At 51.9% G+C, this 24,468-nt stretch carries 24 protein-coding genes; 4 read left to right on the forward strand and 20 right to left on the reverse strand.

Going from position 1 to position 24,468, the window contains the following annotated elements; all coding sequences use genetic code 11:
• Positions 1-15: 15 nt before the first annotated feature.
• The 6 genes from WFJ73_RS19465 to WFJ73_RS19490 all read right to left on the reverse strand — a co-directional run bounded on the left by WFJ73_RS19465 (position 16) and on the right by WFJ73_RS19490 (position 6,022).
• Positions 16-1,077, reverse strand: a complete 1,062-nt coding sequence (locus WFJ73_RS19465; protein ID WP_336774631.1) for a sulfate ABC transporter substrate-binding protein — start codon at positions 1,075-1,077, stop codon at positions 16-18.
• A 34-nt stretch (positions 1,078-1,111) separates the two neighbouring features.
• A complete protein-coding gene (locus WFJ73_RS19470) occupies positions 1,112-2,176 on the reverse strand; it encodes a sulfate/molybdate ABC transporter ATP-binding protein (RefSeq protein WP_336774632.1) in 1,065 nt (354 codons plus the stop codon).
• Between the two features lie 3 nt (positions 2,177-2,179).
• The gene (locus WFJ73_RS19475; protein ID WP_127491085.1) at positions 2,180-2,977 is read right to left on the reverse strand and encodes a sulfate ABC transporter permease subunit; all 798 of its coding nucleotides are present in this window, start codon (positions 2,975-2,977) and stop codon (positions 2,180-2,182) included.
• Positions 2,978-2,979: 2 nt separating this feature from the next.
• Positions 2,980-3,795 (reverse strand): sulfate ABC transporter permease subunit CysT, encoded by an 816-nt coding sequence (gene cysT, locus WFJ73_RS19480; RefSeq protein ID WP_015842882.1) that lies wholly within the window; start codon positions 3,793-3,795, stop codon positions 2,980-2,982.
• Between the two features lie 245 nt (positions 3,796-4,040).
• Entirely contained in the window at positions 4,041-4,673 is a 633-nt protein-coding gene (locus WFJ73_RS19485) for a YigZ family protein (RefSeq protein ID WP_336774633.1), read from the reverse strand.
• A complete protein-coding gene (locus WFJ73_RS19490) occupies positions 4,673-6,022 on the reverse strand; it encodes a glucose-6-phosphate isomerase (protein ID WP_127490854.1) in 1,350 nt (449 codons plus the stop codon). Before WFJ73_RS19490 ends, WFJ73_RS19485 begins: the two co-directional genes overlap by 1 nt.
• A gap of 271 nt (positions 6,023-6,293) precedes the next feature.
• Here WFJ73_RS19490 and WFJ73_RS19495 point away from each other — a divergent pair, with 271 nt between their 5' ends.
• Positions 6,294-7,214, forward strand: a complete 921-nt coding sequence (locus WFJ73_RS19495; protein ID WP_442955970.1) for an NAD(P)-dependent oxidoreductase — start codon at positions 6,294-6,296, stop codon at positions 7,212-7,214.
• 285 nt (positions 7,215-7,499) lie between these two features.
• Here WFJ73_RS19495 and ppnP read toward each other — a convergent pair whose 3' ends face one another.
• The 4 genes from ppnP to WFJ73_RS19515 all read right to left on the reverse strand — a co-directional run bounded on the left by ppnP (position 7,500) and on the right by WFJ73_RS19515 (position 12,088).
• Positions 7,500-7,817 carry a pyrimidine/purine nucleoside phosphorylase gene (ppnP, locus tag WFJ73_RS19500; protein WP_015842878.1) on the reverse strand — a complete coding sequence of 106 codons (318 nt, stop codon included), beginning with the start codon at positions 7,815-7,817 and terminating at the stop codon, positions 7,500-7,502.
• A gap of 39 nt (positions 7,818-7,856) precedes the next feature.
• Positions 7,857-9,875 carry a transketolase gene (gene tkt / locus WFJ73_RS19505; RefSeq protein WP_336774635.1) on the reverse strand — a complete coding sequence of 673 codons (2,019 nt, stop codon included), beginning with the start codon at positions 9,873-9,875 and terminating at the stop codon, positions 7,857-7,859.
• A gap of 156 nt (positions 9,876-10,031) precedes the next feature.
• Entirely contained in the window at positions 10,032-10,910 is an 879-nt protein-coding gene (gene purU, locus WFJ73_RS19510; protein WP_127490857.1) for a formyltetrahydrofolate deformylase, read from the reverse strand.
• Between the two features lie 47 nt (positions 10,911-10,957).
• The gene (locus WFJ73_RS19515; protein ID WP_336774636.1) at positions 10,958-12,088 is read right to left on the reverse strand and encodes a deoxyribonuclease IV; all 1,131 of its coding nucleotides are present in this window, start codon (positions 12,086-12,088) and stop codon (positions 10,958-10,960) included.
• A gap of 100 nt (positions 12,089-12,188) precedes the next feature.
• Here WFJ73_RS19515 and WFJ73_RS19520 point away from each other — a divergent pair, with 100 nt between their 5' ends.
• The 3 genes from WFJ73_RS19520 to WFJ73_RS19530 all read left to right on the forward strand — a co-directional run bounded on the left by WFJ73_RS19520 (position 12,189) and on the right by WFJ73_RS19530 (position 14,230).
• On the forward strand, positions 12,189-12,626 hold the full coding sequence (locus tag WFJ73_RS19520) for a DUF2621 domain-containing protein (RefSeq protein WP_015842874.1): 438 nt from the start codon (positions 12,189-12,191) through the stop codon (positions 12,624-12,626).
• Between the two features lie 177 nt (positions 12,627-12,803).
• Positions 12,804-13,310 (forward strand): hypothetical protein, encoded by a 507-nt coding sequence (locus tag WFJ73_RS19525; RefSeq protein WP_336774637.1) that lies wholly within the window; start codon positions 12,804-12,806, stop codon positions 13,308-13,310.
• Between the two features lie 17 nt (positions 13,311-13,327).
• Positions 13,328-14,230 (forward strand): TIGR01777 family oxidoreductase, encoded by a 903-nt coding sequence (locus WFJ73_RS19530; RefSeq protein WP_336774638.1) that lies wholly within the window; start codon positions 13,328-13,330, stop codon positions 14,228-14,230.
• Positions 14,231-14,261: 31 nt separating this feature from the next.
• Here the strand turns inward: WFJ73_RS19530 and WFJ73_RS19535 are convergent, their stop codons facing one another.
• From WFJ73_RS19535 to WFJ73_RS19580, 10 genes are read right to left on the reverse strand one after another with little or no spacing between them, the layout of a single operon-like run.
• Positions 14,262-15,803, reverse strand: a complete 1,542-nt coding sequence (locus WFJ73_RS19535; RefSeq protein ID WP_336774639.1) for a DUF6382 domain-containing protein — start codon at positions 15,801-15,803, stop codon at positions 14,262-14,264.
• 18 nt (positions 15,804-15,821) lie between these two features.
• Positions 15,822-16,337, reverse strand: a complete 516-nt coding sequence (locus WFJ73_RS19540) for an A24 family peptidase (RefSeq protein ID WP_336774640.1) — start codon at positions 16,335-16,337, stop codon at positions 15,822-15,824.
• Positions 16,334-17,305: a TadE/TadG family type IV pilus assembly protein gene (locus tag WFJ73_RS19545; protein ID WP_336774641.1), complete on the reverse strand. Its 972-nt coding sequence runs from the start codon at positions 17,303-17,305 to the stop codon at positions 16,334-16,336. The genes WFJ73_RS19540 and WFJ73_RS19545 overlap by 4 nt, the downstream gene beginning before the upstream one ends.
• A complete protein-coding gene (locus WFJ73_RS19550; RefSeq protein WP_336774642.1) occupies positions 17,271-19,484 on the reverse strand; it encodes a hypothetical protein in 2,214 nt (737 codons plus the stop codon). Before WFJ73_RS19550 ends, WFJ73_RS19545 begins: the two co-directional genes overlap by 35 nt.
• A complete protein-coding gene (locus WFJ73_RS19555; protein WP_336774643.1) occupies positions 19,481-20,206 on the reverse strand; it encodes a TadE/TadG family type IV pilus assembly protein in 726 nt (241 codons plus the stop codon). Before WFJ73_RS19555 ends, WFJ73_RS19550 begins: the two co-directional genes overlap by 4 nt.
• Positions 20,175-20,366, reverse strand: a complete 192-nt coding sequence (locus tag WFJ73_RS19560) for a Flp1 family type IVb pilin (RefSeq protein WP_336774644.1) — start codon at positions 20,364-20,366, stop codon at positions 20,175-20,177. The genes WFJ73_RS19555 and WFJ73_RS19560 overlap by 32 nt, the downstream gene beginning before the upstream one ends.
• A gap of 33 nt (positions 20,367-20,399) precedes the next feature.
• Entirely contained in the window at positions 20,400-21,248 is an 849-nt protein-coding gene (locus WFJ73_RS19565) for a type II secretion system F family protein (protein WP_336774645.1), read from the reverse strand.
• Between the two features lie 10 nt (positions 21,249-21,258).
• Complete coding sequence (locus WFJ73_RS19570) at positions 21,259-22,122, reverse strand: type II secretion system F family protein (RefSeq protein ID WP_336774646.1); 864 nt, start codon at positions 22,120-22,122, stop codon at positions 21,259-21,261.
• On the reverse strand, positions 22,113-23,366 hold the full coding sequence (locus tag WFJ73_RS19575) for a CpaF family protein (protein WP_336774647.1): 1,254 nt from the start codon (positions 23,364-23,366) through the stop codon (positions 22,113-22,115). The genes WFJ73_RS19570 and WFJ73_RS19575 overlap by 10 nt, the downstream gene beginning before the upstream one ends.
• Complete coding sequence (locus tag WFJ73_RS19580; RefSeq protein WP_336774648.1) at positions 23,344-24,456, reverse strand: hypothetical protein; 1,113 nt, start codon at positions 24,454-24,456, stop codon at positions 23,344-23,346. Before WFJ73_RS19580 ends, WFJ73_RS19575 begins: the two co-directional genes overlap by 23 nt.
• Positions 24,457-24,468: the final 12 nt, after the last annotated feature.

Consider the following 24,468-nt stretch of genomic DNA (forward strand, 5'->3'; position numbering starts at 1 on the left):
GTTTTTTGTTGCGTTTTAGATTCCCGCAAGCACCTGATACCAGATGCCTTTCTTCGAATAAAGATTCTGACGGACTTCCTTCCAGCCGCCCAGATAGGAAATATCGAACAGCCCTTCCGGTACGACATATTTATCCTTCGACTCTCCGGCTATCTTCTCGTTCACCGAACGGAAGCCGTATTTGACGAACGTACGCTGCGCCTCTTCGCTTTGCAGATACGAGATAAACGCTTCGGCTACTTTGCGCGAACCGTGTTTATCGACGTTTTTATCCACAACGGCCGCCGGGTTCTCGATCAGGATCGTATTCTTCGGAACAACTATATCATACTTAACGCCATTCATAATGCGGCCAAGCAGTTCATTCTCGTAAGTGACGATAACATCGCCAACGCCGTATTCGAATGCCGCCATGGAAGCACGCCCGCTCTTATCGAGAGACTCCACGTTCTTATGAATCGACTCCAAATATTTCTTGGCAAAAGCCGGATCCTTTGTCCCCGTCTCTTCCTCCGACTTCTTGAGCCCTGCCCCGTAGATCGCGTTGATATCCCACTGCGCGCCGCCGGACGTTTTTGGATTTGGATAAAGAACCTTTACGCCTTTACGGGTGAGATCATCCCAGTCCTTAATGCCTTTGGGATTGCCTTCTCTGGTCCCGAGGACAACAATCGATTTCGTAATCAAGCCTTTATTCGGCTGCGACTTCCAATCATGCGTAATGAAGCCCGCGTCCGAGATTTTATCCAGATCGCCTTCCATCGCCAGAATCGCGACATCCGCCTCGAAGCCTCCGGCTATGGCGCGTGCCTGCGTCCCCGAAGCCTCGTACGATTCCTGGAATACAACCTTCTGACCAGTCTGCTCTTTCCAATAGGCCTGGAACTGCGGCAGAATCTCGCTGAACGCATCCTTCACTACGGAGTAGGCACCGATGACAAGCGTTACATCACCGTCTTGTGCGGTAGACACGGCGGGCTGCTTCGTCTCCTCCTTGCCGCAGCCTGCTGTAATAATCAGCAGTACGGCCAGGAGCAGTACGGCAATCCGCCGGCTTGCTCTTCGATTTATATTCATGTTCGTATACAACTCTTTCTACTAAGATGAGTACTTAGATATGAATCGGCATTGGGTCAACCTTCAGACTGTTTTCCATAATCCAGCTGTCGTTATCGTTAAAGAGGTACGCGCGGTGGACAAGCACGCTAACCTGCTCGCCAGGCTGCAGCACTTCCTTCTCCAGCGAACGGTACGTAATAAGCTTTACGTTGTCTACAAGCAGTTCGACCATCCACTCGCTGCCGCGGAAATGCAAGGCCTTCACCGTTGCGTTTACGGTCGCGGACTGCAGGCGAATCTCGCCCGGCTTGCCAATCTCGATATATTCAGGACGGATAAGAGCTTTTGTTCCCGGATAGGACAATGCGGCATCAAAGCCTTTTAATACTTTAACGTCCTCCACGATCGTCGACTCGCCAATAAAGCTTGCGACAAACGGCGTTTCCGGATTTTTGTAGATTTCCCACGGCGTGCCTTTCTGTTCCAGTTTGCCTTTGCCGATGATCATAATCTCATCCGCTACTTCAATCGCTTCCTCCTGGTCATGGGTAACGAAGATGGAAGTGATGCCTACGCGCTCGATCATCTCTTTCAGCCAAGTCCGCAGCTCGGTACGAATCTTGGCGTCAATCGCGGCGAACGGCTCGTCAAGCAGCAGCAGCTGCGGCTCGGGAGCAAGGGCGCGGGCGAAAGCAACACGCTGGCGTTGACCGCCGGACAGCTGATGCACGTAACGGTGCTCGAAGCCCTTAAGACCCGTCAGTTCAACCAGCGTAGATACGCGCTCGCGGATTTGTTCTTTGGACTGCTTTTTCACCTTCAGCCCAAAAGCAATGTTGTCATATACGGTCATATGCTTGAACAAAGCATAGTTCTGGAATACGAAGCCGATTCCGCGCTCCTGCGGAGGCAGATCGTTAACGCGCTTGCCATGGAACAGAATATCCCCGGAAGTAGGCGTCTCGAGGCCGGCCAGCATACGAAGAATCGACGTTTTGCCGCCGCCGCTTGGACCAAGAAGCCCGATCAGATGACCTTTTTCAATCTCGAAGCTGACATCCTGCACGGCGTGGAAATCGCCAAAGCTCTTGCTCAAGTTACGAACTTCAATATGCATGGCTTAATGCACTTCCTTTCGTTTTTTCGCCCATTCCATTAAGAGGAGAAGGCCTACGGAGAATACGGCCAGCACAAGGGCTACGCCGTTTGCTTCAACAACATTAAAATTCTCGACATCCTGATACACGAGCGTAGTAGCCGTCTGCGTCTTGTTCATAATATTGCCCGATACGACAAGCACCGCGCCAAACTCGCCTAGCGTTCTTGCTACCGTCAGTACAACGCCGTAGATAACTCCCCAGCGGATAGACGGCCAGGTCACCTTCCAGAACGTATACCACGAGTATGCGCCTAGAGTAGAGGCGGCCTCCTCCTGCTGTGCGCCAATCTCCTGCAGCACCGGCAGCACCTCGCGTACCATCAGCGGGAATGTCACGAAGAGGGAGGCAAGAATCATCCCCGGCAGGGCATAAACGACTTTAAATCCCGTATCCTCGAAAAAAGAGCCAATTACGGTATTAGGACCTAACAAGAGAACAATCATCAAACCGCCGATAACCGGCGACACGGCAAACGGCAGATCCACAATGCTGTTAAGCAGCCGCTTCATGCGTGGTCCGATCCAATGGGCACGAACCAGATAAAGCGCCAGCATAACGCCAAATACGGTGTTAATAGCCGTTACCACAACAACGATAATGGCCGTCATCTGCAGAGCATGAAGCGATTGCTTGCGGGTTAACCCTTCAACAAAGCCGCTCCAGCCGTCTGCCCATGAGCCCGTAAAGATCTCGATAAGCGGAATAATCAGCAATAAGGTAAACACGATATAAGTAAGACCAATCCACGTCCGTCTAATTGTCATTTTCCCGGCCTCCTCGATTGAATCAGGTTGACCGTCCATAAAATGATAAACGAAAGCGTCAGCAGCAATACCGAAACCGCTGCAGCCCCTTGCGGATTGTCACTCTCAATTTCTCCAAAAATATAAACGGCGGCAATCAGCGTCTTGCCCGGGATATTGCCCGCTACCAATACAACGGCCCCGAACTCCGCCAGTGCTCTTGAGAAAGCCAGCATCGCACCGCTGATTACACCCGGCAGCATAGAAGGATAGATTACGCTAAAAAAAGTACGGAATTTGCTTGCGCCCATCGTGTAGGCGGCTTCTTCTTCCGATTTGTCGATCTCCTCAAGCAGCGGCTGAACCGCCCGGATCACGAACGGAAACGTTACAAAGACCATTGCGATCACAATCGCCGGCTGATGGAATACAATCGTAAAGCCCATCTTCGAAGCCAGTTCGCCGACAAAGCTGCCTGGGCCAAGCAAAAGCAAAATCATAAGCCCGGTTACGGCTGTCGGAAGAGCAAACGGCAGGTCAACCAAGCTGTTCAAAATCCTTCTTCCCGGAAAACGGTACCGGATAAGCACCCATCCGATCATAGAGCCCAGCAACACGTTAATGACTGTTGCAATAAGCGCCAGCTTAATGGTCAGCAGTACAGCCTTCCATGCCAGGGGATCCGATATACTCTCCCAGAAAGGAACAAACCCTCTGGATACCGACTGCGTATAAATTCCGATAATGGGGAGTACAATTAATACAATAAAGTAGAGCATAATCGCGCTTCGAAATCCGAAGCTCCACCACTTGCTGCGAAACATGACATTCATGCTGCTTATGACCTCCAAACCATCGGTTCGAACCGTAGGTGTTTGCTAATCCTTAATCAATAGTAAATACACAATTCCTATTAGATCACTTGGTATTCTAAATTTAGCAGAGAACAACCGGTCTAGTCAATCCCATATTTACATTTTATGCGTAATTAGGCTGTCCATTATTACTGAAGTAATAATACTTATAAATAACAAAAAGCCGCCTGCTGTCTTGAAACAATGACAACAGGCGGCTTTTCTTATTCGCCTTCGATATAATAAAGCTCTTCGCCTTCCGTAATGACGGCTTGTCCTTGCGTCAAATCGGTTATCCACGCCACAAAGGCGTCGGCCTCCGACACGACGGGAAGGCATTTCACCGTCACGCGGTCCGTAAATTCGGTTCCGCCAAGACGAGTTCCCCGGCCGTGGAGCTCATTCTCCACTTTGCCGTACCACGTATAGTCCACGTCAACAAATACTTCCCGATGCAGCACCTTCACGATTTCGCCGGCTGCTTCAATTCCGGCTACCGCTCCGTCCGTATAAGCACGGACCAGTCCGCCGGCACCAAGCATGATCCCGCCGAAATAACGGGTAACCACAACCGCAACGTTTTTTAAGCCCTTATGCTTGATGACCTCAAGGATTGGCTTGCCGGCCGTTCCGCTAGGTTCACCGTCATCGGAGGCTTTCTGATGTTGATCGCGTTCCCCGACTACATAAGCCGAGCAGTTATGGGTAGCAGCCCGATGAAGCCGTTTGATCTCATCAATGAACGAAACGGCTTCCTCTTCCGTCTCCACCGGCTTTGCGTAGCCGATAAAACGGGACTTCTTGATAACGACCTCTTCGCTGCCCGGACCTCTAACCGTAGAATAATGCTCCAGCATTACAGACGAGCTTCGAGCTCAGCCTTTTCTTTCTCGTAGCCTGGTTTGCCAAGCAGCGCGAACATGTTGCGTTTGTATGCTTCAACGCCAGGTTGGTCGAATGGATTCACGCCCGACAGGTAGCCGCTGATGCCGCAGGCTTTCTCGAAGAAGTAAACCATGTAACCAAACGTATACGGCGTCATGTCGGCGATGTTGACGATAAAGTTAGGTACTTGTCCGTCGGTATGAGCCAGAAGCGTTCCTTGGAATGCTTTTTTGTTAACGAAGTCCATTGTTTTGCCTGTCAGGAAGTTCAGTCCGTCAAGGTCCGCAGGATCGTTGCCGATGGTGATGTGCTCGGCAACCTCGTTTACTTGGATAACCGTTTCGAAGATGTTGCGGTTGCCCTCTTGGATAAATTGACCCATCGAGTGCAGGTCAGTCGAGAAGTCAACGGATGCCGGGTAGATCCCTTTGTAATCTTTGCCTTCGCTCTCGCCGAAGAGCTGCTTCCACCACTCGGATACAAAGTGCAGATTAGGCTCGTAGTTCACGAGGATTTCCGTTACTTTGCCTTTGCGGTACAACGCGTTGCGTGCTGCAGCGTATTGATAAGCCTCGTTCTCCGCGAGGTTCGGGTTGCTGTATTCCTTCGATGCGTCTGCAGCGCCTTGCATCATGGCGTCGATGTCGACTCCTGCAACGGCGATTGGCAGAAGGCCTACCGCTGTCAAGACGGAATAACGGCCTCCGACATCGTCAGGGATAACAAACGACTCGTAGCCTTCTTCGCTCGCCAGCTTCTTCAGGGCGCCTTTTGCCTGGTCCGTTGTTGCGTAGATACGCTTGCGTGCTGCTTCTTTGCCGTATTTGCTCTCGAGAGCTTCGCGGAAGATACGGAACGCGATAGCCGGCTCAGTAGTTGTGCCGGATTTGGAGATAACGTTGATCGACCAGTCGCGGCCATCCAGCAATTGAAGCAGATGCGTCACGTAAGTCGAGCTGATGTTGTTGCCCGCAAACAGAACTTGCGGAGTTTTGCGTTGTTCTTTTGTTTGCAGGTTGTAGAAGGAATTCGAGAGCATCTCGATCGCTGCGCGCGCTCCGAGGTAAGAACCGCCGATACCGATTACAACCAGCACTTCGGAATCGGATTTGATTTTCTCCGCGGATTGCTTGATGCGGGCGAATTCTTCTTTGTCATAATTGTTAGGCAGATCAATCCAACCGAGGTAGTCGGAGCCTGCGCCAGTACCATTATGTAATTGTTCGTGGGCGATACGAACTTGTTCCGACAAATTGTCAATTTCATGTTGTCCGATAAAGCCAAGGGCTTTAGTGTAATCGAATTTTACCGTTTTACTCATGAAAGAAAGGCCTCCCTGATACTGTTTTTCAATTACCTGTCATACTTAGCCTTTAGAATATCGGATTTAGATTTGAAAAACAAGCGACAAACCATGAAAAAGGTATGAAGATTATCTATAATGATTAGTAAAAGCTTTTATGGCTTGATGCATTATTCAACCTAACAAGGTGAAACGGAGTCGCCGTCCTTCGATAGCTGGGCAAGTTTCATTCCGCTCGAATCTAAGCTATGATTAAGAGATAAAAGTTATTAATACTTAGAATTTAAAGATACACTGGAGGGAACTGTACATGAAAAAAATCGGATTTATCGGTCTTGGCGTGATGGGATATGGCATGGCTGCGAACCTGCTTCGCAGCGGTTTCGAGGTTAAGGTATACAACCGGACAGCCGGCAAAGCCGGCGAGCTTATCGCGTGCGGGGCAAACGAAGCCGCAACTCCGGCCGACGCCGTACGCGAAGCCGAAATTGTAATCACGATGATCAGCAACGACGCGGCGATTCGCGAAGTATACTATGGAGAAAACGGGATTTTTGACGCAGTCCGTCCGGGTACCATCCTAATTGACAGCAGCACGATCTCTCCATCCCTCGCACTAGAGCTGACGGAAACGGCAGAGTCGAAAGGCGCATCGTTCCTTGATGCCCCGGTTACAGGCAGCAAGCCGGCGGCCGAAGGCGGTACATTGACCTTTATGGTTGGCGGCCCCGAGAAGACCCTGAAAGAGGTCGAGACGGTTCTAACCGCTATGGGCCGCAAGGTGATCTACATGGGCGCTAACGGCAGCGGCGCGACCGCAAAGCTTGCGCATAACACCATCGTTGGCATTAATATGGCGGCCCTGGCTGAAGGCATGGCGATCGCGGCCAGCGGCGGCATCAACGGCAGCGCGTTCCTGGAGCTCGTCCAATCAGGCGGCGCAGCAAGCCGTACAGCCGAGCTGAAGGGCGAGAAAGTACTTGCCAGCGATTATGATGTCCAATTCTCCCTCGCGCTTATGCTGAAGGATCTCCGCCTCTCCTCCGTGCTGTCGGATGGTCTGAAGGTGCCTACGCCGATGCTGGAAGCGGCAAAAAGCCTGTTCCAGATCGGCGACTCCATGGGTCTCGGCGAACTCGACATGAGCAGCGTAACGCAAGCCTATGAGCAATGGATCGGCCGTAAAATCGGCGATAAAACTAAATTGTAAATTAAAAGTGGCCATGCAGTTCCTTGCATGGCCACTTTTTTAATCTCTTCTTGCCTTTGAAATGAACAGGTTAATGGCATACGGAGCATTTAAATGATTCTGTAGAAGCGCCGCGTTCGTTTTTGTGAAGGGATTCCAACCATACCTCGTTGATTCAAAGGAATCCCTGAGCAATGACGATCGGAAGAACATTCGAATGCGTACTTTGCTGTTTAACCTAAATACAAAGGGGCCGTCCCATCGTCATATTTATGACGCATGGGACGGCCCCTTTTTCATTAGATGCTATTCGTAGATGTAAGAGCAGCAGTAGTCGGATACAGCCGCTACTTGAAGCTTGAACTTCGTGTTGGCCGGAACGGTGAACTCACCTTTGCCTTGAATGTGTACCCACTCTGTTTCGCCAGGGAGCAGCACCTTCAGGTCGCCAGCCAAAATTTCCATAATCTCAATGCAGTCCGTGCCGAACTCGTAGTCGCCAGGAAGCATAATGCCAAGCGTTTTTTTCGTGCCGTCCGCGAACAGAACAGCGCGGCTTGTTACTTTACCGTCAAAGTAAACATTAGCTTCTTTGACAACCGTTACGTTTTCAAATTGCGACATTGTATGGTTTAGCTCCTCTACGCCAAATAGCTTATTAAATTACAGAACCGATTTCACTTTGCTTACTACGTTCTCAACCGTGAAGCCGTATTCTTTGATCACGCGGTCGCCAGGTGCGGATGCGCCAAAGCGGTCGATACCGATAACCACGCCTTTGTCGCCAACGAAACGATCCCAACCGAACGGATGAGCCATTTCGACAGCTACGCGAGCTTTAACTTCTGGCAGGATAACGGAATCTTTGTAAGCTTGATCTTGTTTATCGAACAGATCCCAGCTTGGCATGCTGATTACGCGAACTTGGATGCCCTCTTCAGCAAGCGCTTTTTGAGCCGCAACAGCCAGTTGAACCTCGGAGCCAGTAGCGATGATTTGCGCTTGCGGAGCTCCGTTTGCTGCATCGGATACCACATATGCGCCACGCTTCAGATTCTCGCGAACGCCTTCAACCGTACCTTCCAGTACAGGCAGGTTTTGGCGAGTCAGAACAAGCGCTACCGGGCTGTTTTGGTTCTCAACCGCATAAGCCCAAGCCGCGGAAGTTTCGTTCGCGTCAGCTGGACGGATAACCGTCAGGTCAGGAATGATGCGGATCGAAGCCAGCTGCTCGATTGGTTCATGCGTAGGACCGTCTTCGCCAACGGCGATCGAGTCATGCGTCAGAACGTAAGTTACAGGTTGTTTCATCAGGGCAGCCAGACGGATAGCCGGACGCAGGTAGTCGGTAAATACGAAGAACGTACCGCCGAATACTTTCATGCCGCCATGCAGGCTCATGCCGTTCATTGCTGCAGCCATACCGAACTCGCGAACACCGTAGTAGATGTTGCGGCCGTCGTAGCTGCCTGGTTTGAATTGTGCCAAACCTTTCAGGTGAGTCATTGTCGAGCTCTCAAGGTCAGCGGAACCGCCAGCCAGAGCAGGTACGTTGTGAACAAGACCGTTCAGAGCGTTACCCGAAGCTACGCGAGTCGACAACGGCTTGTCTTCCGTTGTGTATTGAGGCAGGTCTTTATCCCAGCCTTCAGGCAATTGACCGGAAATCGCCAGCTCGAATTGAGCTGCAAGCTCTGGATATGCTTTTTTGTAGGCTTCGAACTGCTCGTTCCAAGCAGCGTTTGCTTTCTCGCCGTTCTGCTTCACTTCAGCAAAGTGTGCGCGAACTTCGTCAGGTACATGGAACTGATCGTCTTCGTTCCAGCCGTAGAATTGTTTAGTCAGCTTAGTCTCGTCAGCACCCAGCGGGGAACCGTGAGGACCGGCATGTCCGCCTTTGCCGCCTTTGTTAGGGCTGCCGTAGCCGATAACGGTTTTAACTTCGATCAGAGTCGGTTTGCCTGTTTCCGCTTGCGCTTCAGCGATTGCTTTAGTCAAAGCGTTCAGGTCGTTGCCGTCTTCAACGCGAAGAACTTGCCAGCCGTAGCCTTCGAAACGTTTTTGAACGCTTTCGGAGTACGACAGGTCAAGCGCGCCGTCAAGGGAGATATCGTTCGAATCATACAGAACAACCAATTTGCCAAGTTTCAAATGACCTGCGAAGGAAGCCGCTTCATGGGAAATACCTTCCATCAAGTCGCCGTCGCCGCAAATGGAGTATGTGAAGTGGTTAACTACATCAAAGCCTTCTTTGTTGTAAGTAGCTGCCAGATGAGCTTCTGCCATCGCCATACCTACAGCCATAGCAACGCCTTGTCCAAGCGGACCGGTTGTTGCGTCAACGCCAGCCGTGTGGCCGAATTCCGGGTGACCTGGAGTCAGGGAGCCCCATTGACGGAAGTTTTGCAGCTCTTCCAGAGGAAGATCGTAACCGCTCAGGTGAAGCAAGCTATACAGCAGCATCGAACCGTGTCCTGCGGACAGAACGAAACGGTCGCGGTTAATCCAAGTCGGGTTCGACGGATTATGCGTCATGTTTTTCGCGAACAGTTGGTAGCCCATTGGAGCTGCGCCCATTGGCATACCTGGATGTCCGGATTTTGCTTTCTCGATGGAGTCGATTGCCAGCGTACGAATCGTGTCGATCGACAGCTGTTCAATCGATTTTTGTGTAACTGTCATTTCTTACTTCCTCCTAATTCCTGTTTGAAATTGCTCTGTCTCTCTCTATATATCTGGATATAGCGCGAGTTGTAGCGCAAAGGCTTTGAATATTGTACCATTCCGAAAACCCGTTTGCCATCCTTAAAATGGAGAAAGGCTAGAGCATTTATTGGATTAATTGAAAACGACCGTTTTGTTCTGATGTACAATAATTCGATCTTCGGTATGCCACTTCACGGCACGCGCGAGAACGACGCGTTCGATTGTACGTCCGATTCGTTTCAATTCCTCTACATTGTCGCGGTGGCTGACGCGCTGAACGTCTTGTTCGATAATCGGACCGCCGTCGAGCTCCTCCGTTACATAATGTGCCGTTGCGCCGATGATTTTAACACCGCGATTATAAGCTTGCGCATAAGGCTTGCCGCCAACAAAGGCCGGAAGGAAGGAATGGTGGATATTGATAATGCGGTTCGGGAACTGCTCGATGAATTTCGGCGAGATGATCTGCATGTAACGGGCAAGAACAATCAGATCGGCCTTGTCCGCAACGATCTCCATCTGCTTGCGCTCCGCTTCTGCTTTGGTATCCGCGGTAACCGGAATATGGTGGTAAGGAATGCCGAACGACTCGACCATGTCCTTCATATCCGGGTGGTTGCTCACAACCATCGCAATATCCGCGTCCAGGTCGCCCGCTTTCCACTGCCATAGAAGCTCCATCAGGCAATGGTCTTCCTTGGAAACAAAGATCGCAAGACGTTTCTTGCGGCTCGCGCGGAACGTATGCCATTTCATATCGAAGCGGTCCGCCACGCGGGCGAAATCTTCAACAAGAATCGGAAGCTCCTTGTCCATATCGTTCAAATCAAATTCAAAGCGGATAAAGAACATGCCGCCTTCCGGATCCATCGTGTATTGGTCCGATTGTACAATGTTCGCACCATGCTCGTACAAGAAATGCGAAACAGCCGCCACGATACCCGGTCTGTCCGGGCATGAGATCAGCATGCGCGCGCGTCCGCTGCGCGACTCAGTAGTAGATGAAGACATAAACGTTAAAACTTCCTTCCTTTTGCAATGGTTATCTTAAAGCATTGTTATACCGTTTTAAGCAATTGCTTGCCGGCGAACCACGCCGTAATCCGTTTGTTGATTTGTTCTTCGGTCAAATCGCCCGGAAGCGCGTCGCTTCCGGCCAGAAGATCGAACAAGCGCTCCATTGGCTCGCGCGGATCCGCTTTTTTCGCCTTGGCATCGTTCTTCAGAACGTCCCAGGTCGACAATACGAACCGACGAGGGTCGATTTCCTGCTTGCCATAGAAGTGATGCAGACGTTCCACATGGTCGAAGAACGACTCTCCAAAGCGCTCCATCGCATCGCCGCGGAGCAGCGCGATTTCCGCTTCGTACATCGGAAACTGCTTCTTGTCATCCTTGCCGATCCATGGCGTTTCCAAAATAAACGGACGGCCCGCCAGCGCTTCGTGATGAACGATTCTTTGAATCGCCTCATGCCCAAGCCAGCCGGCACCTACGGGAGCATGGCGGTCTTTGCCCGCGCCTACCGGGTTTTTGCTGTCATTGACATGGACAACCGCAACGCGGTCAAGTCCAACGGTCTGGTCGAATTTTTGCAGCACGCCGTCCAGATCATTGATAAGATCGTAACCCGCATCGTGCATGTGGCAGGTATCCATGCATACCGTCAAACGTTCGTTATTCTGCACTTTATCGATAATTTGAGCAAGCTCATCGAAGCTTCGGCCGATCTCCGTACCTTTGCCGGCCATCGTCTCGAGAGCGATGTTAACGTTCGTATCTTTCGTGCCTTCCAATACTTCGTTCAAGCCTTCGGCAATGCGAGCGATGCCGTACTCGGCATCCTTGTCCGTATAGGCGCCCGGATGCAATACGATATTGCGCACTCCGATATAATCGGTGCGGCGGATTTCCTCCTGAAGGAAGCGGACGGCAAGCTCAAAGGTGTCGTCCTTGTAGGAGCCCAGGTTAATGATGTAAGGCGCATGCACGACAATCTCGTTGATGCCTGCCTGTTCCATCATTTGTTTGCCTTCTTCAATATATAAAGTTTCGATTGGCTTTCTCCGTGTATTCTGCGGTGCGCCGGTATAAATCATAAACGAGCTGGAACCGTAGGATACAGCTTCTTTAGCTGCGGTAAGCAGCCCCTTGTCCGAAAATGATACATGGGAACCGATTTTCAACATCTTTTAAACGCCCCTTTCGGTTGATCAACCCTTATTTTACAAGGAATGTCGAAATAAATCTAGGAATACGGTATAATTCTTCCTGAGGTGAAGGTACAGTATGAAATCAGCTCCCGATTGGTTTATGTTTTTCATCATTTTCTGGGCGGTCGTAATGGTCGGCGCTATGGCCATCGGCGGTTTCTTCATGTTCCGCAAGTTTTTGAAGGTGCTGCCTCAGCGTGACGGCAAGTCTAAGCTGGACTGGCAAAACTATTGGGTCGAACGGAGCCGCAGCATGTGGACCGACGAATCAAAAGGCTTTTTGGACGAGCTTGTCTCTCCCGTTCCGTCCGCATTCCGGGATATCGCCAAGCATTCCATTGCCGCGAAAATCGGTCAGGTCGCCATTGACAACGGAGCTTCAGAAGTAACGCGGGATCACTGCATTGAAGGATACATACGCGCAACGCCTAAGCGTGACTATCGAAGCCTTGTTTCTTTCCTGGAACGCAAGGGAATCGACTACGATCCCTACCGGCATTTGCTCAATAAATAAACAAAGAGCAACGGGCTGCTTCAATAACAGGGGCAGCCTATTGTTTAATCCGTATGAATAGTGTGTACAAATCTATTGGAACCTTAAACGGATTATTTCGTTATATAGCATATGAACAGCTTATAGCTGGCTGTTTGTATAATCATTCTTCAGCTAATGCTTTCAGGAGGTGCTTCTATGACAACTATGAAAACGAAAAAGAAGAGCAGCTTAATCGCGGCAAGCGCCGTATTGCTCGCGGTGATGATGACCGCAACGGCATGCGGTTCGGACAAAGCTAATTCGAACGGCAATGAACAAGGCTCGTCGGTTGAACAACCGGCCAATGCCGCCCCGGAAAACACCAGCAATAATACAACTGATAACAATACAGGAAATAGCCAGTCCGAAGGGCAAAACAGCGGTGTGATGGATCCGGGAACGGCTTCGCCGGAGACGAATGCAAGCACAGCGCCGGATGACAGCACCGTTAAGACAAACGAAGGCGTCTTTGTTGGACAAGCCGATACAACCTCGGTTGAGATTGACCTGCCGGATGGACCGATGGTGCTGCAATTCACGGACGATTTGACCGATAAGATCAACAGCATTCCGCCGGACACAAAGGTACAATTCGACTATACCGAAAAGGTAAGCGGCGATGTAACGCAATATTTCCTGAAGAAGCTTGAAGTCAAATCTTAATGAAGGACGGATGAACAATGCGCGTTGCGGTAACGGGAGGAACCGGCTTTGTTGGTCGGGCGCTGGTGAAGGCACTGCTTGAACGGGGCGATGATGTTACTATCGTATCCAGGAAAGGAACGGCTTCCGCTTCACCTCAGAATGCCAAGCTCCATCATATGACATGGGACGAGCTTGCCGCATTGCCTCAGCGGCTGGAGGGCACAGATATTATCGTAAATCTGGCCGGCGAAAGCATTAACCAGCGTTGGACCAAAGCTTCCAAGCAGCAGGTACTTCAATCCCGGATTGATGCTGCAGCGCGTATTGCCAAGCTTGTAACCGAACTGAACGCAAAGCCGGAGGCCGTGATTAACGCCTCCGGCATTTCTGCATATGGTAACTCGTTAACGGCTACGTTTGCGGAGGACAGTCCGCTGAAGGTAACCGACTTCTTGTCCGGCGTTGTGGAGCATTGGGAGAAATCTGCCGATTCCATCCCCGTAAAAAGGCTGGTTAAGCTGCGGGTTGGCGTTGTGCTTAACAGAACCGGCGGCGCGTTCCCTCTAATGAGTCTGCCTCACCGGTTATTTGCCGGAGGGCGGCTCGGAAGCGGTTCGCAATGGCTGTCTTGGATTCATCTGGAGGATCTGGTCCGGCTGATTTTGTTCTGCATGGATCACCGCGAAATCCAGGGGCCGGTAAATGCCTCGGCTCCCGAACCGGTTACGAACGACCAATTCGGACGCGCATTAGGGAAGGCTTTTGGACGGCCGCATTGGCTGCCAACACCTGCCTTTCTGTTAAAGGCCGTACTCGGAGAAATGTCCTCCCTGCTTCTAGAAGGACAACGCGCCTTGCCTCGCAAAGCCTTGGAAAACGGCTTTGCGTTCAAATACCCGACGATCGAAAGCGCAATGAAGCAAATAAGCCAAGCCTAAAATAAAAGCAGAAATAACCGAAGACGAGAGGTTAACCTCTCGTCTTCAATTCGTATTTGGGCCCGTTGCTGCCGGCAAGCTGAATAACATCCCCCGCGCTAAACGGATAAGACTTATACGGAATCATGACCTCACCGTTCAACACGCTTCCGTTTCGCGATCCCAAATCTTTCGCAAGGTAAGCTCCGCCGTCCCGCGCAAGCTCCAGATGAAGCCTGGAAATGCCATGCGCTTCTTCTTCATAGCCAACCTGTTCGCCTAACCGGCCTATCGTAAACTTCTCATCCTGCCACTCGATCCAAGAACCGCCGCCTGCCCACTCCCGGTATAGGACCGGCCCTTTAGCTTCAGAGTCCATGTCTCTCTCTGCCAGCAGTACCGTCGCATCTGCCGTTGCTGGTTGGCTGCGAAGATCAGCCGTATTGCTTGCATGGTGATGGAGTTCCGCTTCCATTTGAATCACCGGCTTTACGGAGTTGGCATAAGCGGAGGCAGGCATAACCATCTCTTTATGCTCAATATCCTCATACCGCGGCCACATGCCAAGCGGCTGGGATTCCGGAATAAACTCCTCTTCTCCCTCCCCGTCCCCTTCCCTGGCAAGCAGTCCGGCCGGAAGCCTGCGCGACCATACCATATAAAGAGCGGCTACTCCCATTAAGGTTAAGCCTAGACAAATATATAAACTGCTTCGGGAATGCGAGGATAAATAGATATATTTCCATACGCAAGCAACGGCTATGGCCACAACGGCTGCCGCTACCCATAATTTTTTTCTTGCCTCATCGGAATCCTGCTCCTCCAGCTCCACAAGCGGAATATCATGAGCTGTTGGTTCAGATACCGCTTTTGTTGGAGGCTTTAAACCAGCTGCTCGCGGCTTTGCTTCGTAACCTGCCTTTGGCACGATATCGTCTGCTTCACTATTACCTAAAGCAACTGCCGGAAACACGACGGGAATACGGTTGGGAGCCTGCTTTGGACCCGTTTGAATAAAAGCATCTCCAATTAACCCGAGAAGCACGGATCTTAGCTCGGATAGCGGCCATTTGCTGCCGTTAAGCGTCTGCAAAATACGTTGGAGTCCCGCTCCGTCAATGTCCTGAATGTACGCGGTCCACCTGACTACAAGCGAGAGCAGATCCCCTGCGCCTGATCCGCCGTCACGCAATCCTTCCTTTAAAGGCAGATAAGCAACGGCAATATCATTCAGCTGCTCGCCTACAAACAAATATTGATCATCAAGCAGACAGCCTTCGGGACGCAGCATATAATGCTTGCATTCCTCGAATGCTTCTACGACGCCAAGCAGTAACGCATAAAATAGCTCCATCGAAAGCGGCTGAACCTGCAGGCGGTGCAGCAGCATTTTTCGTCCTGCCAGGGCATAACGGAAGGTGACACGCCCGTCGATCTCCAGCCATTCGACCGGCAAGAGATGCGGAATTTTGCCCGACTGCAGCATCTGCAGCTCAAGCTCATCCAGTTCATCCCGCAGGATGCCGTCCTTCCGGTCAACAATCATTTCATGTCCGCGGTTCATGGAAAAATCTATACTGAACGGATGCCTCACATATACTCCTCCTTTCAATTAACCCGATATCATCCATAAAGTTAAGGCTCCCGGAGCCACCGCCAGCATAAACGGAAAGGTCCGTCCATTTCCCGCCCATGCCAGCCAAGACGAAGCACCTGCCCCTGCGCCAAAACGAAGGGAAAAGAACGTATACATGCCCGCCGTCATCCTTCTGGCAAACGGTCTATGGAAAACAAGCAGGACTAGTCCCACCAGTCCCGCGTACAGGATGGCATACATCATAAGCTGGAGCACGGCCAATGTGCCAAGCCAAGCTCCCAGTGCAGCAAACAGCTTAACATCGCCCGCGCCAATTCCTTTTGCCAAATGAAGAATCAGCAGCGGAACAAATCCTGCAGCCGCACCGTAGATGGCGAGAAGAAGCCCGTGCTCCCCTCCGGTTAACAAAGCATATATGCATCCTCCTGCTAGAAAAGGAACCGTAAGCAGATTGGGAATCGTCATCGATTTCAAATCGGTGTATAACGCGGCAAGCAAGAGCAGGCCTGCAGCCAACAGCTGTACCGTCATGATGGTGAGTCCTCCTTCTTTGTTACGTTAAAATGCATCGACACCGTTTCGCCTGACGCCGAGGTTGCGGTTAGTTCCCAGGTTCCCGGCGTCGTGTTGCCGGATACCAGCCATGTCCACTGCACATAGCCGTTTGCATCCGCCGTTGCGCTTCCAAGATGCTTTGCCGTGCTTGTACCGCTTTTATAATTAACAGTAAGCGAGGCTTGCGTACCCGGCGAGGTTAAAGCTATTACCGTTGCTTTATTCCCCGGGCGCAGCGGAACCGGCTGAATGGAGACGATTTGAATAGGCGTTACATCCGCCGCGTCAGCCTCCTCCTTTGCGGGTGCCGCATCGCTGACCCATACCCGTTCGGATGCCTGCTCTCGCAATACGATTTTTCTGTTCAAGAACGGCAAAGATAAAGGAAACTCGTATTCCGCTTCAATCGTCAAATAAGGCTCTTTTTTTTCTTTCAGATCCGGCAAGGACAGGTGGGATAAGCTCAAGCGCTCCTTATCCAGCACCGCTTCATCCGCAAATTGCCGGAGCAGCGGCTCGACTGCGGTCCTCCCCAGCTCGGTAGCCGCCGCATCCGTGACAGGCCGCCAATTTCCTTCAAGCGCCGCCGAAGCTAGCGCATCCGCAGGCGCCGGCAGCCACTCGACCGCCTCCTTCGCTATAGCTCCCCCCCAATCCGGCAACTTCAGCCCGCTAAAGCCCAAATCGGGAATGGAAGAGGAAGCTTTTTGAAAGGTGAGATCGGCTGGGCGAATATGCGTCGCAATCTGCCGGACTGTCTGGGACGCGGACGATTGAAGAGCCATTTGCACCGAGCATAAGCGAATCATCGTAATGAACAGCAGCAGGATCATCAATAGCAGTGGCATGACAAGCGCAGCCTCAAGCACCATGCTGCCGTTCTCGCCGCCCCGGGCTTTTTTCCGACGCCTAATAAGACCAGCCAATCGTTTGAACGGTTTCATACTTGCCGCCAACAACCTTTCCTTGCAAGGATCCAAAATGCTGGACGATACCCATCACGCCCGGTAAAAACCACAGCCTGGCAGAGGCTTTTATTTCTCCCGTGAGCGCAGTTGGCACCTTGGACAAAGTAACCCCGCCGTTATGCTCAATAACGGCGATCATCCTGGCTAACGCGGAAGACCGGTTGACGCCTCCGTGGACCAGCATGAACAACCGCAGGTAATCCGTGTAGGCAACATCGACGTTTATATATTTGGATAACGGAGCCGCCCCGCGCTGGGTAAAAGCCGCCATATCCTCCATTGTTTTTTCCAGGCCGTATACAACGGAACATGACAAGATCAGGAGGGGATGGGCGGCAGCCCGGCAGGCAGACAACCCTTCCATTGTCCGGACCGCCATCCTGACGCCGATTAATTCGCCATAAGCGGCAGACAAATTCGCCGTTGGACTATGAAACCCGTAAATGACATATTCCGCTTCCTGATTGCTGAATGCGACGGCATGGGCAAGCTCGTTCGTATCGCCGCTTGTAAGCAATGCCCTCAGATTTTGCGGCGCAAAGGAAGCAAAATGCGAAACCGTATATTCCGATAAATAAACGGAGTCTCTGGTTTGCTCCATCATATCGGCTATGCCGCCAAACAACCCGCTCATGACGGATATCGCTTCCTCCGCTTCCTCATGGGCATCCTCCGCGAAAGCAAGACCTTCCGCTTCGGCGCCGGCAGCTTCTTGATTGAATAAAAGATTGTTCTTATACCGCTTTTCGATATCCTGAACGACTTGAAGATGTTCCTCGCTCTGGGGGACCGACGTCATCCCATGCAGCAAGCGACGGGCCTCCGACCATAGTTCTCCTGCCTTTGCCTCCTGTGCCTGGCGTTCTTTCTTTAGTTCTTTGTCGGTCAGCTTCTGCTCCCTCTCGTCGAGGCTTGAGCCTTTGCGCACGTAAGCCGCTTCATACTGCTCGTAAGCGATCCGAAGATTAACGGCTCCCTCTTTCATCTGCTCATTGGAGAGATTGGGAGAGGCAAGGCCGGCTGTCAGATTGGTAATAAAACCTCCCGCTTCCATTTGCAGCGAAGCAAACACTGCAGCCTGATCGGAAATCTCCCCGCTATATTCGGCAAACCAACCGTCCCGCAAAATAAGCTCATCCGCCATCTTCCGAATCTCTTGCATATCGTTTTCCGGCGAGGTATCCATGATTGGGCCATCGGCGTCAACACCCGCAACATTTTTGCCGGTTACGCGGTCATAACCGTTGATAGCAGGAGCATTTGCCATCTCCTGCTTGATACGCTGCATGTCCGCGTTAACCTGCTTAGCCTCGTTAACTGCTTTGACCGCTTCCTGCTGGAGCTTGTCATGCTGCTTCCTGGCCTTAGCAAGCTCACGGGACATCCCGTCTGTCCATCCTCTTGCCTTATCCTCGTAGGCCCGGATTTGATCCGAATATTTCGGTTTCTTGCCCTGCTGAACCAGATGCTGATCGGTCATGACCCAATTCGCATACTGGGCGTAATCACCGGCAAGCCTTACGGCATTCTCGGTACCCGTGGCTAGCTCCAGCGCCTTAGTCGGAATAAGGCCCGCAATGCCGCCAACGGTCTCCGCGGCTTGGCGTTGCAGCTGCAAAGCTGCAGCCAGCTTTTCCTCCCGTTTGTCATACAGCTTCCGAAGCTCCTCCAGCATATTAACCGTAACGGTTGCTTCCTTCATCGCGCCGGAAAGCGGGGCAAACTTGGACGCCAGCTCCAAGGCGAAATCCACCGGAGCTTTATATTTCATCTCTTCCAGTACCTGCCGGGAAAACACCTCATGCTTTCCCAATACTTCCGCGTTATCGATATGCGCCGACTGGAGCTCCGCCTGTACCAGCTGAAAGGTTCCCTTTTGCCCGGAGGATGTTCCCAAATTCGCCTGAACCGTCTGTTCAAAAATGTCATTGCCGTCCGTCCCTCCCCGCCCAAACAGCCCATACCGTTCGTACAGTCGATTATCGTAAGCGGAGAGAGAGGAACGGATGCCGGATCTGGCTGCATCCTCGGTGACCTTGTGCAATACCGCCATTCTTGCGTAATCGATGAGCACTGCGGAGAATAGAAGCAGACCCGACAATACAACCGCCGAAAATATCGTTATCGAGCCGTAAGATGTTGATGGCTTATTCACGGCTTGCCTGCCTTCCCGCCGACGCTGTATGCCTTCAACGCTTTTCCGGCCTGCTGCTTCGACGTTCCGCTGCTGAATTTGGCGGTGTAATACCGTACCGTATCGACATCGCGGATAAACTGAACCGGATCAACGATACTGGCCGATGCAACCGTCTTGGGCTCGGACAGCCCGAGCGTAAGCTCAAGCGGAGCAAGCGATACCGGCTGCATCAGTTTTACCGATACCTCCCGCTTCAGCAGGCTGTTTGAGTAAGCGATATTCCCTTGAAACGGCAGCTCCGCATCACCTGTCAGCCAGGCCGATGCTTGATGCAGCTTCGTGCCTGCAAGCTCCAGCTTATCTATGTCCCGCGACCCTTGCAGTTCCAAGGTCACATCCGTCTGATCTGCCGTTATTCCAAACAACGAGCCAAGCATGTGATCTCCGCTGACCCGCCAATACAGACCGTCATACTGACCGGTTGTCAGCATCCCGTTACGGGCATTACGGTGACTGTTATCCCAGCTGAACGATGCCCGTTCCGCCGTCTCGGAGGCGGAATAATAGAGCACCGCTTTCTGATAGATATACATGCTGAATAATAGAAACATAAGTATAAGGAGAAAGATGACCGGGAACACCAGCGCAGATTCCAGCGTAAAACTCCCTTCCGTTTGGCAAAGCCATTGCGTCAAGCTGCGTCTAAGGTTAGTTGGAGAAAATTTTGTCCGCTTCGTCATCGGCTTTTCCCATTAACTTCTCTATTAATTGGATAATCCAATCTTTAAATAGAAGAGCAATAATAATAACAACCGCAATAATCAGAATCACTTCTAGCGTCCCTAGACCGGTTTCCGAGCGCCAGAATGAACGAACGGCTTTACCTAACTTTTTCAACATAGTAAACATCCTCTCTAAACAACGATAGATAAATTAAGACATGAGCAGCATTGCCGGAGCCGCAACAAATACCATTAACACGAGCAATATGCCCACTAGCGGAAAAACAAGCTTGGAGGAAGCCTCTTCCCCACGGGAACGTGCAACCGCCTTGCGTTTCTCCCATAAGGAATAAGAGATTTCCCGTAAAGCAAGGACAAATTGATCGCCGCCCCTGCGGTAATTAAGAAGCATGACCGTAGTAAAAATGGATACCTCCTGCACGGCGCAGCCCCGGTTAAACCGCTCAAGCGCCGTACTGAAGGACTCGCCGTTCCTTAAGGCGATAACCACTCTGTCCCACTCTTTATATAAAGGCTGCGCTGCCGAATCTTTACCCTCCAGGCAGCGGGAGAATGCCTGCAATACGGGTTCCCCCGCGCCAACAAGCAGCATAAGCTTGCTAAGCGCTTCCGGCAGCTCGGAAACAATGGCCTGTTTTCTTCGTTCAACCAGCCTCCCGGCTTCCATAAAAGGCCTGACCGGAAGCAGTATCCCTAGCAGCACGCCCATTCCGATAAGCAGCGGCTCCTTCGCCAGCACGGCCAGAGGGGTGCAGCCGCATAATACGGCATAGCCGAACCCCGTAGTTTCCGCTATATGCCGCTTTGTCTGATTCAGCTGCCAGTCCGTGCCCTTCAGGATAATCTGCTTTGAATGGTAGCTGCTGAGCGGAAGCTGCAGATGCTCGTAAAACTTGACGCGTTCCAGCAGCCGGTCAAAGGGTCTAACAAGCAATAATCCCTTCCAATCCGGTTGTCCTTTTTTCAGAAGCTGCGCCAATTCGTCCCTCCCGATGAGCAGTCCCCAGAACAGGACCAAGAGCAGTACAAGAAAAGCCATTCCACGCCTCCTACACGCGTATTTGCATAATGCGATGAATCAGCCAGAAACAAAAGGATAATACGAAAAGGCCGATGGTTAGCAGGACATATCCGCTTCCCCCATACAAGGGCTTCATATAATCGGGTGCAAAAGCGCTCAGAAATGCAAGGAAGGCAAACGGAACAGCCATCATAATCCGTGCTTCAAAACGCTTCTGCGCAAGCAGAACGGATATTTCCTGTTTGACCTCCAGCTTTTCGCCGATCGTCTGCGAGGTCCGTTTCATCACTTCAACAAGATCCCCGCCGGAGCGCTTGCATACCGCAAACACGTCTGCAAATTGCGTAATATCGTCCAGATGGGTACGCTTTGCCAAGCTGCGCAGCGCCTGTTCAAGCGGTTCCGCGTTATCGAGGCGATACTTGATAATGTGGAATTCGAGCAAAAGCTCCGTATTCGGATCCGGGTATAGCAGCTTGAGGTCGTCAATCGTTGCCAAAAATGCATTTTCCACCGACCGGCCGGCCGCCAGCGATGAGGCCAAAGAATACAAGGCCTCTTTGAATTGCAGCTGCAGCCTTTCCTTACGCCGGACAAGCAAGAAGGACTTGTACAGTCTTGGAGCAACCAGTCCTCCCGCGGCAAACAAACTAGAGACGATAAAGGAATGGTAGATGAGGTAGACGGCAGCAAATATAATAACGAAGCCGGCAGCCGCCGATCCCATAAACTGCTTATAAGACAGCTGGTACTGATCATAGTCTTGAAGCGGCTTGACAGCGGTTACCTGCCTGCTACGCCGCGGGCCCGCCCGAAAGGAAGAGTCCCAACCGCACCATTCAAGTATCGTCCTAACTCTTGCTGCTAGGGACGTAGCTCGAATTACGGGCATATCGCTTCCTCCTCCGCAAGCTTAATTCCGGCCATCCTCAGCTTGTCGGTATGACAGAGCTTATAATCGGTGCGCTTGAGCGAGCCGATCACTCTTCCGCCTTCCTCGCCTTCCTCTTCAAATTGGAAAAGCGGCAGGACGGCAATCTCACCATCCTCCATCCCGACGACCTCGCAAATCTCCGTAACCCGCCGGGAACGGTCCCTAAAGCGCGACAGATGGATCACAATGTCCAAAGCCGAAGCAATTTGCTTGCGGATGACCTGAACCGGCATCTCCGCCGCGCTCATTACCATCGTTTCCAGCCGGGACATCATGTCCCTGGAACCGTTGCTATGACCGGTGGACATGCTTCCCGCATGGCCCGTGTTCATAGCCGCCAGCATATCCAAAGCCTCTCCGCCGCGTACCTCGCCAACAATAATGCGGTTAGGACGCATCCGAAGCGACGCCCGGATCAGATCGCGGATGGCGATCTCTCCTTTCCCTTCGGTATTGGCATTCCGCGTCTCAAGGGAAACAAGGTTGGGAACGCTCCGGATTTGCAATTCGGCGGAATCTTCAATCGTGACTAAACGTTCATCCCGGGGAATGTATTGGGAAAGAGCATTAAGAAAAGTTGTTTTTCCCGTCCCGGTACCGCCGCTAATAAAAATGTTGTATTGCGCCCTCGTAAGCTGCTGTAAAAAAAACGCCGCTTCCCCGGTTAATGCTCCCTTCGCCACAAGCTCGTCCATCGTCAGCGGCTGTTCCGGAAATTTACGGATCGTCATCGCCGGCCCCCTTAACGCAACAGGCGGCAATACGATATGGACGCGTGAGCCGTCCTTGAGACGGGCGTCTACAATCGGAGAAGATTCATTTACGACCCGGTTTACGCTTGCGACAATGGACTGGATCAAATCCTCCAGTCTCTCCCTGCTCTCGAAAGCAACAGGCAACAGACTAAGCCGACCGCCTCGTTCAATAAAGATCTCCGAATGATGGTTGATCATAACTTCCGTTACCGTCGGGTCATCCATAAGAGGCTGTAAAATATCAAGCCCCCGAAACGAATGAAACAGGCGCCGAACGAGCGAAGCCAGCTCCGAAGCGGTTAAAGGGGGACTGCTACTCCAGGAAAATACGGTTTGCTCCACGATTGCGGTTAGCTGCTCGTCCGTTACCGAGCCTGAGTAATCAAGCCGGTCCTTAATCCGGGTTTTTAATTCAAGGACAGCTTCATCCGTTAGCAATCGACGCACCCCCTTCCTCCTTGACCAGCTGCTGGTATAGCCTTTCCACTGCTGCCATATATGGAGGCGATGCAAGAACAGCGGTTGCTCCCCTGCCCATTGCGGCCGTATCCGGAAGGAAAGCACAAGCCGGCTTGAATATGCTCCGTCTTGTATGCAGTTGACCTTCGCTGCGGTTGACAACTAGTTGCAGCCTTGGCTCCAGCAAACGGAAACGCTCCCCGAAACGCTGCACGCCGTACTGATAGGCCAGCTGGCTCTTGCGCTGAACAGCCGGATCCTCCGTTACCAGCCAGATAACTTCATGGCATAGCTCCAGTAAGGCCAAATGCAGCTCCTCCAGCCCTTCGTCCAGATCGATAACAATCAGATCGTATTGACCGGTCGCCGCGATCGCCCGTACAATGGCATCCCCATCCGAGGCTTGAAGCGTCAAACGGTCTTCCGGATTCGAACAAGGCAAAAGATAATCCGCGCGTAAAAGCGCATGCCGCTTGCTGTGCCGCCCAAGCCACTCTCCAACCCTGTCGGGATGCGATTGGAGAATATACAGCAGCTGAGACAAGCCTTCATCCCCATGCGCCGCCCCTGCTTCCAGCCATGTGTCCACCGCATTCCAGCGCTCTAGGTTGAAATAAAATATCCGCTGCCCTCTGCTCGCTGCCGAATGAACGAGCTGTCTCGCCAATGTTGTTTTCCCAACACCGCCGGATGCTGAATATATGGCAATGACTTGAACGGACTGCTCTCTGGCAGCCACCTGCGAAGCAGGGGCCATTAAGGAAGCCATCCTCTGCAATAGACCCGGCAGCGCCTGATATTGAAGCAGTTCATGATAAAGCGGGAACTGGCCCGGTGCCGCAACCAGCGCAGCAACAGGAACTCCTTCGGGCAATATCCCGGCAGCGGCCTCCAGCATATAAGGCTGTGCGGCAATTCCGTGAACCGGATAGCCCGATTTCAGAAACTGCGTAAACGCCTCCGCATGGGTGAAGGCCGTCAGCTGCCACATTTCGCTAAACGGGCTGTCGCGCACATAATCGGCCAGTCTTCTTACATAATCCTGCTCCTTGACTGCAATCACTAATTGATGTCTCACCTGCCTGCTCCT

The organism is Paenibacillus sp. MMO-58, from assembly GCF_037146255.1.
Classification (GTDB): domain Bacteria; phylum Bacillota; class Bacilli; order Paenibacillales; family Paenibacillaceae; genus Pristimantibacillus.